This is a genomic window from Streptomyces sp. NPDC001393, assembly GCF_053597455.1.
In genome coordinates this window covers 27,078-38,518 of record NZ_JBSFIH010000050.1, presented here as the reverse complement: position 1 = coordinate 38,518, position 11,441 = coordinate 27,078, and the positions used below count along the sequence as shown (strand labels likewise).

At 70.4% G+C, this 11,441-nt stretch carries 10 protein-coding genes; 8 read left to right on the top strand and 2 right to left on the bottom strand.

Going from position 1 to position 11,441, the window contains the following annotated elements; genetic code table 11:
• Position 1: 1 nt before the first annotated feature.
• Together ACWC2T_RS35865 and ACWC2T_RS35860 are read right to left on the bottom strand one after the other, a co-directional pair.
• Positions 2 to 1,690 (bottom strand): ABC transporter substrate-binding protein, encoded by a 1,689-nt coding sequence (locus tag ACWC2T_RS35865; protein ID WP_450674521.1) that lies wholly within the window; start codon positions 1,688 to 1,690, stop codon positions 2 to 4.
• Positions 1,691 to 1,938: 248 nt separating this feature from the next.
• Positions 1,939 to 3,132: a M6 family metalloprotease domain-containing protein gene (locus ACWC2T_RS35860; protein ID WP_450674520.1), complete on the bottom strand. Its 1,194-nt coding sequence runs from the start codon at positions 3,130 to 3,132 to the stop codon at positions 1,939 to 1,941.
• Positions 3,133 to 3,516: 384 nt separating this feature from the next.
• On the opposite strand from ACWC2T_RS35860, the gene ACWC2T_RS35855 reads away from it, so the two are divergent.
• The 8 genes from ACWC2T_RS35855 to ACWC2T_RS35820 all read left to right on the top strand — a co-directional run bounded on the left by ACWC2T_RS35855 (position 3,517) and on the right by ACWC2T_RS35820 (position 11,438).
• Positions 3,517 to 4,095, top strand: coding sequence for an aminoglycoside phosphotransferase family protein (locus ACWC2T_RS35855; protein WP_450674519.1), 579 nt, complete (start codon positions 3,517 to 3,519; stop codon positions 4,093 to 4,095).
• Positions 4,096 to 4,428: 333 nt separating this feature from the next.
• A complete protein-coding gene (locus ACWC2T_RS35850) occupies positions 4,429 to 6,180 on the top strand; it encodes a peptidoglycan-binding protein (protein ID WP_450674518.1) in 1,752 nt (583 codons plus the stop codon).
• A 31-nt stretch (positions 6,181 to 6,211) separates the two neighbouring features.
• Positions 6,212 to 6,502 (top strand): hypothetical protein, encoded by a 291-nt coding sequence (locus ACWC2T_RS35845; protein ID WP_450674517.1) that lies wholly within the window; start codon positions 6,212 to 6,214, stop codon positions 6,500 to 6,502.
• 384 nt (positions 6,503 to 6,886) lie between these two features.
• The gene (locus ACWC2T_RS35840; RefSeq protein WP_450674516.1) at positions 6,887 to 8,734 is read left to right on the top strand and encodes a phage tail sheath family protein; all 1,848 of its coding nucleotides are present in this window, start codon (positions 6,887 to 6,889) and stop codon (positions 8,732 to 8,734) included.
• 25 nt (positions 8,735 to 8,759) lie between these two features.
• Positions 8,760 to 9,284, top strand: coding sequence for a phage tail protein (locus ACWC2T_RS35835; RefSeq protein ID WP_351205251.1), 525 nt, complete (start codon positions 8,760 to 8,762; stop codon positions 9,282 to 9,284).
• A gap of 6 nt (positions 9,285 to 9,290) precedes the next feature.
• Complete coding sequence (locus ACWC2T_RS35830; protein WP_450674515.1) at positions 9,291 to 10,049, top strand: T4 family baseplate hub assembly chaperone; 759 nt, start codon at positions 9,291 to 9,293, stop codon at positions 10,047 to 10,049.
• Positions 10,042 to 10,824 (top strand): hypothetical protein, encoded by a 783-nt coding sequence (locus tag ACWC2T_RS35825; protein ID WP_450674514.1) that lies wholly within the window; start codon positions 10,042 to 10,044, stop codon positions 10,822 to 10,824. Before ACWC2T_RS35830 ends, ACWC2T_RS35825 begins: the two co-directional genes overlap by 8 nt.
• Complete coding sequence (locus ACWC2T_RS35820; protein ID WP_450674513.1) at positions 10,821 to 11,438, top strand: DUF4255 domain-containing protein; 618 nt, start codon at positions 10,821 to 10,823, stop codon at positions 11,436 to 11,438. The genes ACWC2T_RS35825 and ACWC2T_RS35820 overlap by 4 nt, the downstream gene beginning before the upstream one ends.
• Positions 11,439 to 11,441 lie beyond the last annotated feature (3 nt).

The window sequence follows — 11,441 nt, the reverse complement described above, 5'->3', positions numbered from 1 at the left end:
GTCACTTGCGCAGCCCCAGGGAGACCAGGTCCAGGCGGCCGACGTAGGCGATGTGCCCGTAGGCGCCCGTGACATGGGGGCCGACCAGGACCGCCGCCTTGTCCCACAGGAACGGCACGACCGGAGCCTCCCGCATGATCTGCCGGGCGAGTGAGCCGTAGGCGGTCGCGGCGGCCGCCGTGTCCTTCATCCGCGCGATCGCGTCGATACGGGCGTTGACCTCGGCGGAGTCGTACTGGGCGTGGTTGTTGTTGCCCTCGGGGGTGATCAGCCGGCCGTCGAACACCAGGGGCAGGTAGGTGGAGGCGCCAGGCCAGTCGGGTGTCCAGCCGTCGATCACCAGGTCGTGCTCCTGGGCGGTGTTCCCTACCGTGCTGTAGAACGCCGACGAGCTGATCGCGTCGATTTTTACTTTGATCCCGGCCTTGGCCAGGGATGCCTGCACGGCCTCGCCCTGTGCCTGGCCGCCGGCGGTGGCCGGGGTGTCGAGCGTGAGGTTGAGGCCCGAGGTGTGGCCTGCCTGGGCGAGCAGCGCCCTGGCCTTGGCCGGATCGCCCTTGCCGCCCGCGCTGGGGAAGGGATCGTCGGGAACGGCACCGGGCAGGGACGGCGGCAGCAGGGTGGTGGCGAGTTGGCCCGCGATCGGTCCGCCCCGGGCGGTGCGCAGGGCTTCCTTGTCCAGGGCGTAGGCGATCGCCTGCCGCACCCGGACGTCGTCGAGCGGCTTGTGCCGGGTGTTGATGCTCAGGTACCGCGTGTTGATCGACCCACCGGTGACCAGTCGCCTGCGCACCGCGGGGTTGGCCATCACCGGCCCGACCGAGGCCGGGCCGACCGGCTCGAAGGCGACGGCGTCCGCGTCCTGCCCCTGGGCGGCGATGAGCCGTTGGTCGACGACGGCGGGGTCGAGGTTGAGATCGATCACGATCCTGTCCGGCAGCCCCTTGCGCACGGTGTCGGTGGCTGGGCTCCAGTAGGTGTTGCGGACCAGCGTCAGTTGCTTCTTGGGTTCGAAGTCCCCGATCTTGTAGGGGCCGGAGGAGAAGGGCCTGCTGTCGTAGCGGACCCCGGTGTCCTTGTCCTGCGGAACCGGGGCGAAGACCGGCAGCGACACCGCGGAACCGAAGTCGGCCACCGGCCGGTTGAGCCTGAAGACGATCGTCCGGTCGTCCGGGGTCCCGATCGAGGCGAGCCCGTGCCTGTCCTTGTAGGGGCCGTGGTAACTCCGGCCCCCTGCAAGCCACATGCGTGCGTACGGCGGCCCTTCGGGGAGTTCCGCGGCGAAGCTCCGCTCGACCCCGTACTTGATGTCCCGGCTCGTGATGGGCCGGCCGTCCTCGAACTTCACCCCCGCCTTGAGCGTGAAGGTCCAGGTGCGGGCCCCGTCGCTCGGGCGGCCGGTGTCCGTTGCCAGATCCGGCACGATCCTTCCCCCGGCCTGCCCCGGTGCCGCCGCGTACGTCGTCAGCGTCCGGTAGATGAGGCGGCCCACGTCCTCGGAGGACGTGACGTAGTTACGGGCCGGGTCGAGGTGCTCCAGGTCGAGGCTGGAGAGCACGTGAAGCGTGCCGCCCTTGCTCGCTGACCCGCCCTGCCCGTCGCCGTCGTCGGCTCCCCCGCAGCCGGCGACGGTGACGAGTCCGAGGGCGGCAGCGGCAGCCATGGCCATCCCGGAACGTCGTGCTCTCACGGTGTCTCCTATGTGATGCGACCTATGTGATGTGACATTTCACTGCGCCGTGCGCCAAGGGTGTACGGGACCGGGCCCGCCCGGCCAGCTCCCGGATCCCCAGAACATCGGGTTATGAACGCTGCTCCCGCGGCACGAAGCGCTGCCGGCACCTGCCGGTACGCGCAGGAGAGACGCAGGGGCGGTGTGGCCGGCACCCGACGTGCCGGCCACACCGCCTTCGAACACAGGCATCGCGCGCTATGCGGTCACCACTTGTAGGTCCGGACGGTGTCGTCGTACGCGTCGGAGCTGTCGACGTAGATCCGGACACGGGCGGTGCTGTCCTCGAACCACTGGCCGGGCTTCCAGGTCTGCATGTCCAGCGTGGTGCAGTTCCCGGTGGGGGCGGCGGCATCGGGGTTGGTGACCACCCGGATCGGACCGGTGCCGGTGGCGGTCGAGGTGTCGACCTTGTAGATGACGACGCCGGTGGCACAGGCACCGGCGTCGTTGCCCGCGGCCTTGCGGGACTCGGCGACGTAGGCGGTGGTGTCGCTGGTCCTGATCACCGCCAGTTTGTAGCCGCTGCCGCCGAATTCCACCCCGTTCAGGATCGTGGAGTACGTGTTCGCCGTGGACAGGCAGGACACCTGGGAGTCGGTCATCCAGCCGAACTTCCACTCCTCCCAGCCGAAGTACTGCGGCGCCGGACCCGGGATCAGGCCCATGAGGTCCCAGCCGCCGACGTACTGGTTCTGATCGCCGCCGAACGCGTAGAGGTCGGGCAGGCCGAAGGTGTGGCTGGTCTCATGGTCGGCGACCTTGTAGCCCCAGGTCCACAGGTCCTGGCCGAAGGTCACCGCCCAGTGGATCGTCACCCAGCTCCGGGTCGCCCCGTTCCACACCTGGGTCGGCTGGGCCGGGTCCTGGACGAAGGCGGGGGAGTGACCGATCGCGGCCGCGGTGTTGGTCGGCACGATGTAGAACATGTCGTACCGGGACAGGTCGACGCCGGCGTCGGCGGCAGCGGTGAGGGCGTCCTTCACATAGGTCTGGTGTGCGGTCCAGGAGAATCCGCGTTCCCAGTCGTAGTCGGTGGAGTTCCTCGGCATCCGGACCCAGTTGCCGTACGGGGCGTTCAGGTCCAGCCATGTCCTGCCGTGGGAAGCGTTCCACATCCAGTCGGCGGCGCCCGACAACTGGTTGTAGTAGGGGGTCAGGGGCAGGGTGGTGCCGGCGGCGTCGCGGAAGTCCACGTAGATCACGGCCACGTGCTTGGTGCCGACCGGGTTCTGGAACCGTGTGTAGTCGGTCTGTTGTCCCTCGTCGGTGTATCCGGTCGTCCCCTGCAGCGCACACGCCGAGGTGCTCCCGTTGTCCGCGTGGGCGGGGTGGGCGGGGCCGATGACCAGGGTGAGCAGGGCGCACAGGACGATCACGAGTGAAGCTGCGCGGGACATGCGTCTCGTTACGGCTGGAAAGCGCATGGTGCCTCCGGGGACGGGCGAGGGGGAGTGGGGACCCGGACAGCGTCGAACTGCGGGCAGGGCAGTACCCGGCTGTGTGGGTTGTTGCGGGCGGCACCACAACTATTCGGCCGTCGTCGGGTCATCGGGGAGACATCAGAAATCCATAACCCAGCGCTATGGGCTGTGCGTCGAGCACTCTGGAGGTGTCGTCCTGGTCGTTGTTCGCTTCGGCGATGACGGCCGGGGCGAGGCGGGCCGAGTGGGCGGGGCTGCAGACGTTCCACCTCAGCGAGCGCGCCGACCTCCACGGGCGTGACAGCGTCCGGTGGACCTGTCAGGTGCTGCCGTTCTGACGTCGGCGATGTGTTCGTGAAGGTGGACGCCGATCAGGCGCGCATCGACGTCGAGGTCGAGGCGATGGCCCTGGCGCCGGTGCCGACCCCGGAGGTCCTGTGGCGCAAACCGCCCGTGCTCGCGATCGCCGCGGTCCCGGGGAGGGCGCTGGGCCGGCTCGGCGAGCCGTCGACCGCGTCGCCGACGGCGTGGGCCGCGGCGGGTGCCGCCGTCCGGACGTTGCACGACGCGCCGTTGCCGCCCTGGCCCGGCCGGGCGGGCCGGGGCCTCGACGAGTTGGCGGCGGACCTCGACGGCGAGTGCGAGCGGCTCGTGACGAACGGCGTCCTGCCCGCCGGCCTGGTCACCCGCAACCGCCAGGTCGCCGAGGCCGCGCTCCGGCAGCGCACTCCGGTGTTCACGCACGGCGACCTGCAGATCACTCACGTGTTCGCCGACGGCGACGAGATCACGGGCATCATCGACTGGTCCGAGGCGGGCCAGGGTGATGCCCTGTTCGATCTCGCCACCTTGACGCTCGGACACGAGGAGCGCCTCGGCGATGTCCTCGCCGGCTATGGCGCCGGTGTGGACCTCGACGTGCTGAGGTCCCGGATGTGAGACTGTGCGGGCCCGACTCGGATCGGCGGGATCGGTTCGGTGACGACGTACGGACCGGTGGCGGCCCGCCCTGGAGAACTGACACACCATCATCCCCTCACGCGTTCGCGCTGTGGCGCGGAACTGTCCTATGGGTCGGCGCGGCCACCGGCGTACGCCCGTCTGCTCGCCCACGTGAAAGAGATGTGGAGACCGCCCGAGCCGACACGTGAAATCCCATGTAAGTCGCGAGGTGCGCGTGACGTTGGTGCTCGGGAGTGGCTTTACTAGGAGTTACCCATGGACCATCGCCGGGACCAGGCATGGCGGCTCAGGGTAACGGGAGGACTGTCGATGGCTTATGCCAAGGGGTACGACGTGTCCGACTTCCAGTCGGGCATACCGGGGGACGCAGGGTTCGTCTTCATCAAGGCGACCGAGGGGGCACACACCGAACAGAGCGGCTACAGGCAGAAGTTGGCGGAGGCGCGCCGTCGCAAACTGGTGGTCGGGCACTACCACTTCCTGCACGCGGAGAACGCCGTGGCGGACGAGGTGGACCACTTCTGCCGGGTCGTCGGCCATGTGCCGCAGGGCGAGCTGCTGGTGCTGGACCTCGAGCCGTACGGCCAGAACGTGAGTGACGCGCACGCGACCCAGGTGAAGAACGAGTGGCTCGCGGCGGTGAAGCGGCACTACCCGGACAACCGGGTCGGCCTCTACACCAACCGCGACTACTGGTTCCGGACCGATGACAACGCGGGTGACTTCCTCTGGATAGCGGACTACGTCACGCCGGGCGCGCCCAGGATCCGGGCTCCGTGGAAGTTCCATCAGTACACCGAACGGCCGATGGACATCGATGTGTACCACGGCACGATGCAGCAGCTGAGGGAGTGGGCGGGGGCCACGGCGCCGAAGCCGGTCCCCGCGCCACCACCTCAGCCACAGCCGAAACCCCAACAGCCCTGGCACGGACTGCAGTTGGTGACGCGGGCCGAATGGGGCGCCAGGCCCTGGCGGGAGCCGAACGGGTCGATCCCGTACCACGAACCGCGCAAGGGCGTGAAGATCCACTATCTGGGCACGCCCTACACCTTCGGCCCGCACTCCACCTGCGCGGCCTATGTGCGCCGCATCCAGGCCGGGCACATGGACTTCGACAAGTGGTCCGACATCGGGTACAGCTTCGTGGTCTGCGAGCACGGCGTGGTCTTCGAAGGCCGCGGGCTGCAGCGGCGCAACAGCGCCAACGGGAACGTGCCGCTCAACGAGGCGCACTACGCGGTCTGCGGGCTGGTCGGTGCCTCCGGGTCCACCACACCCACCTGGGACCAGCTCAACGGCCTGCGGGACGCCATCGAGTACTGCCAGAAGCACGGACCGGCCGGCCCGGAGATCAAGGGTCATCGGGACGGGTACTCCACCGCCTGCCCCGGGCCGGTGCTCTATGCGTGGGTGCGCGAAGGAGCGCCGAGGCCGGCGGGCTCGGGCAAGCCCGCGCCCCAGCCCACTCCGAAGCCACAGCCCACTCCGCAGCCCCAGCCGCAACCGGAGCAGCCGACACGCCGTCAAGTCACCGTCGGCGGCCTGCAGTACGGGTTCGGTGCCAACGGCATGCAGGTCACCGCCGTCGGCAGGGCACTGGTCGCCGCAGGGTTCGGCAAGCACTACCAGCAGGGCCCCGGCCCCGAGTGGACGGATGCCGACACCCTCAACTACGCGGACTACCAACGCAGTCTGGGCTTCTCCGGCGCCGACGCCGACGGCGTACCCGGCGAGCGTTCGCTGCGCTCCCTGCTGCGCGGGGGGATACCGCTCGCCACGGTCGGGCATGTCAAGGTGGTCGCCTCGGCGCGGCACGACCCGGGCGCCCCGCAGGGCGCGACCAGCAACCCGGACGACGTCCTCACCGTCGAACTCGCCCTGGCCGAAGAGGGGTTGCTCGACCGCAAGTGGGTCGACGGCTCCTTCGGCACCAAGACCGTCGCCGCCTACTCGGAGCTGCAGAAGCGTTACGGCTACACCGGGATGATGGCCGACGGCATCCCCGGCAAGGACTCGCTGACCCGGCTCGGCCACGCGCACGGCTTCGCCGTCGAGTGACCTTCTGCCGCGAGAGACTGAGGAGACCGTCATGTACCAGATCGCCCTGTCCCTTTGGCGGACCTGCGTGCCCTATCTGGTGGCGTTCGTCGTGCTGCAGGCCGCCCGGTTGGGCATCCATCTGGACAACGCCACCGTGAACTCCGCGCTCACCACCGCCTTCGGCACGCTCTACTACGCGGTCTTCTGCGCGCTGGAACACCGCTACGGCGCCCGCTGGGGCTGGTTCCTGGGAGCGGCCAGACCGCCGTCCTACGGGCCCGCGGGTGCCGCACCCGGCAGCCAGGCGATCGACTACACCAAGCTGCCGGAAGGTGGCTGATGAGTCATCAAGTCGATTACCAGTGAACGGAGTTGTGAAGGAGGTTGGGTCGAAGAGTGCAGATACCCGTTCCCGGTCGGAAATGACCGGGACTGGCCGGATGGAGTCCTTGACTGGTGCGCAATCGGACCGTGAGACTCATCCTGCACTCAGGCACCAGGGACTTCATGCAGACCAGCGCAACGCCTCCGCGGTACGGGTGCCGCGGAGGCTGCGACGGGGGAATCAGGTAACGGCCACACCGGGCCTCTTCCGGTGTTCACGTACGTGTCGTGGCTTTCGCGCATGTGCGGCGGCGACAGCGCACCGCGCACCGCCCGTCGGTTCGCGCGCGTCTTCCTCCTTCTTCGTGTCCCCGGGTGCGACAAGGGAATGGAGGGGGAATTGACGACCACACCGACCTATCCCGGGGTCTACATCGAGGAGCTGCCCAGCAGCGTCCGCACCATCGGCACCGTGACCACCTCGGTCACCGCCTTTGTGGGCCGCACCCGGCGGGGACCCGTGGACCGGCCCGTCACCATCACCGGATTCGCCGACTACGAGCGGCAGTTCGGCGGCCTCGACCCACAGAGCCCGGTCAGCTACGCCGTGCAGCAGTTCTTCGTCAACGGCGGCACGGTCGCCGTCATCGTGCGTGCGGTGGCGGCCGGCACGGGTAAGTCGGCGACGGTGACGCTGCACTCGACCGAGAACAGCACCGAGGCCCCGGTCCTGGAGGTCACCGCCGAGCAGCCCGGTGCCTGGGGCGCGGGCCTGCGGCTCCTGGTGGACTACGACACCACCGCTCCGGACAGCACCTTCAACCTGCGGGTCTCCGACGTCACCGGCAGCGTCGGCGAGTTCTTCCCCGGGCTGTCGGTCAGGGCCGGCGACAACAACTTCGCCGAGACCGTGGTCAACGGCGGCTCGGACGCCATCAGGGTGAAGGTGCTCGCCGAGCAGCGCCCGGACCCGGTGGGCACCGTCTCCAAGCCCTTCGCCGCCACCCTGCCCGACCTCACGCAGCAGATCGAGGTCAAGATCGGGGACGTCCAGCGCACGTTCCGCATCTACGACGCCGAGCGGGACGGCAAGGCCCCGGCCACCGTCACCGACCTCGCCCTGCTGCTGGAGCGCAAGCTGCGCGCGCTGCCGGACGCCCCCGGCAAGCGCGTCTTCGCGGGGACCACCGTCACCGCCTTCGGCAAGCGCCTGCAGATCGTGGCCGGTTCCACCGATCCCGCCGACACCGTGCGCTTCGTCGGCGAGGCCGCCAACAACCTCGGCCTGGAGGCCGGCGTCAACCCGCCGGTCTTCGCGCTCGCGGGCGGCGAGGACGGCGCAGCGCCCGGCCCGACCGACCTGATCGGCAGTGAGCCGGACAAGAGCGGCATGCAGGCGCTGCGCGACGTCGAGGACGTCAACCTCCTGGTGCTGCCCGAGATTTCCGCCTACCCGGACATCGAGGACCAGCTCACCGTGCTCTCGGCGGCGCAGGCGCTGGCCGAGGAGAAGCGTCTCTTCGTCATCGCCGACGCCCCGCAGACCTGGGCGAGCGTGGACGCGGCGCGGGCCGGTTTGTCCGCCTTCGACCCGGTGCGCAGCGACCATGCGGCGCTCTACTTCCCGCAGCTGGAGCTGATCGACCCGCTCACCGGCCGGCTGCGTTCCTTCCCGCCGTCCGGCAGCGTCGCCGGGGTGTACGCCCGGACCGACGCCGCGCGCGGGGTGTGGAAGGCGCCGGCCGGGACGGAGACCCCGCTGTCCGGGGTGCGGGCGCTGGGCGTCAAGCTCACCGACAAGGAGAACGGGCTGCTCAACCCGCTGGGGCTGAACTGCGCGCGGAGCTTCCCGGTCGTCGGCCCGGTGGTGTGGGGAGCGCGGACGCTGGCGGGTGCGGACGCACTGCAGTCCGAGTGGAAATACGTCCCGGTGCGGCGGCTGGCGCTGTTCATCGAGGAGAGCCTCTACCGCGGGCTGCGGTGGGTGGTCTTCGAGCCGAACGACGAGCGGCTGTGGTCGCAGATCCGGCTCAACGTCGAGTCGTTCCTGCAGAAGCTCTTCCAGCAGGGGGCGTTCCAGGGGACGACTCCGCGCACGTCGTACTTCGTCAAGTGCGACAGCTCGACCACCACGCAGGCGGACATCGACCGCGGAGTGGTCAATGTGCTGGTCGGCTTCGCTCCGGTGAAGCCCGCCGAGTTCGTGATCGTCCAGATCGAGCAGATGGCCGGGCAGTTCGAGGCATAGGTTCAGGGGTTAGGAAGCAGCTTTCATGGCCGAGTTCACCGTCAACCCGCAGCGATTCGACCCCTACAAGAACTTCAAGTTCCTGGTGGTCTGGGACGGCCGGGTGGTCGCCGGAATCAGCAAGATCAGCCCGTTGAAGCGGACCACCGAGGTGGTCAAGCACCGCAACGGCGGCGACCCCAGCTCGCCGCGGAAGTCCCCGGGCCGTACCGAGTTCGAGGCGATCACCCTGGAGCGCGGGGTCACCCACGACCCGGAGTTCGACCGCTGGGCCAACAAGGTCTGGCAGGTCGGCGCCGGTCCCGGCGCCGAGGTCTCGCTCGCCGACTTCCGCAAGGACCTGGTCATCCAGGTGCTCAACGAGGCCGGACAGGTGGCCGTGGCGCACAAGGTGTTCCGGGCCTGGCCGAGCGAGTACCAGGTGCTCGGCGAGATGGACGCCAACGCCAACGCGGTCGCCATCCAGAGCCTGAAGCTGGAGTGCGAGGGCTGGGACCGGGACTGGTCGGTCCCGGAGCCGCAGGAGCCCACATACACCAACCCCGCGTAGCCGACTGTGAGTTCGAGGCGATCGGCCGGCGCATCGGTCGGCGCGGCCGCCCTGCTGGCCGTCTGGGAGGCGGGGCTGGCCGCGGGGTACGCCAGGCGTGCCCTGCTGCTGCACTCCGCCGCCCGGCCGGCGGCGGACAGCGAGGAACTGCTGTCGGTCCCGGTCGGCCGCCGCGACGCCGACCTGTTCGCGCTGCGACGTGAACTCTTCGGAGAGCGGCTCGAGGTGCGTGCGACATGCCGTGGTTGCGGCGAGGAGATGGAGTTCGCGCTGGGGGTGCAGGACGTCATCGGCGCCGGTACGGCCGAGGTCGCGGACGGACCGCTGACCGTCGAGACCGACGGCTGGACGGTGCGGTTCCGGCTGCCGACGGCCGGGGACCTGGCCGTCGTCGAGGCATCGCCGTCCGCGGACGCCGGTGCCGAACTCGTCGCCCGCTGCGTGCTGCACGCCGAACGTTCCGGAACCGAGGTGGCCGCCGACACGCTGCCCGAGCACGTCCGGCAGCGCGTCGCCCAGGCCGCGGCCGAGGCCGACCCGGGGGCCGACGTCCGGCTCAACCTGGCCTGCCCGGTCTGCGGGCACGCGGCCACCGCCGAACTGGACATCGCCTCGTACCTGTGGGCCGAACTGGACGCGTGGGCGCGGGGCACCCTGCAGGACGTCCATCTGCTCGCCGGCCACTACGGCTGGAGCGAGTCCGAGATCCTGGCGCTCAGCCCGCTGCGGCGCCGCTACTACCTGGAGCTGTGTGCGGATGCCTGACCACTTCGACCGCCTGGTGGGGCGGACCGCTCCCGCGGCCGCGCCGCTCGGCGGCGCGGACGGCGCGACGGACACCGGTGTGGTGCGGGTGCGCCCACGCCTGCCGGGTCCGTTCGAGCGGATGGACGCCTTCGGGGCGCCTGTCGACCCGCTCGGTCCGGACTTCGAGGAGCGAGAGTCGGCGGAACCCGTGCGACGAGCCGAGTCAACAGACGTGCGCCGTACGGCAGTTGAGGCCGCGCCGCGTCGTGACCCGGCGCCCGTACAGCCCGCCGTCCGGCAGCTGCCGTCGGTTCTTCGTGAGCAGACGGCGCCGCAGCGCGGAGTGCTGGTTCCCGCGGCCGTACCGCAGCCCGCCCCGGAACCGGCCGCCGGGCCCGCCCGGCGGTCCGCCGCGGACGACGGACACGGTGATCCGTCGCGGCGAGCGGTGGACTCCGGGCGGCCGACCGCGGAGCCGGCGCTCCGGCGCGCCTCCTCCCCGGCCCGGCAGGACACCGCACGGCCCGTCGCCGCCGTTCCCGCGCAGACCGCGCGCCCCGCGGCCCGGCCGGCCGCCCCGGCCGCCGGACGCCAGTCCGCCCGCGACACCACAGGGCGGCGCACACCCGAGCGGACCGTGCACATCAGCATCGGCCGGCTGGAGGTCCGCGCCGCCGCACGGGGTGGCGCCGCCGCGGCCCCGCGCCCGTCCGAGCGCGCCCAGCGGCCCGGTCGTACGACGCCCGTTCTGAGCCTGGAGAAGTATCTGTCCCGCGGGGAGGCCCAGCGATGAGCAACACGCTCGCCGTGGCCACGGTCACCGAGGCCCTTCGCCAGCAGATCGCCCAGTCGCTGGCGCCCGACATCCCGTTCGCCGTCGACGTCGCCGCGCGCAAGCCGCCCACCGACCCGCCCACCGAGCCGACGATCACCGTCTTCCTGTACCAGGTGACGCCGAACGCCTCCCTGCGCAATACGGACGCGCCCACCCGAGCGGCCGACGGCACCGTGCTCACCCGGCCCTCGGCCGCCCTCGACCTGCACTACCTGATCAGCTTCTACGGCGACGAGGCCGAACTGGTCCCGCAGCGCCTGCTGGGCTGCGTGGTGCGCACCCTGCACGAGAGCCCGGTGCTGTCCAAGGCGATGATCGAGGCCGCCGCCGAGCAGCCCTACCTCCAGGGCACCGACCTGGCCGATGCCCCGCAGCGGGTGCGCTTCACGCCCACCGCGCTGGACATCGACGACACGTCCAAGCTCTGGGGGATGCTCTACCAGAACAACACCCCCTACGCCCTCTCCCTCATCTACCAGGGCATCGCCGTGATGATCGACGGCCGTGCGAAGCCGGTCGAGCCCAAGCCCGTCAAGACCCGCACCGTGCACGCCGTGCCGGAAGCCGGCTGAGCG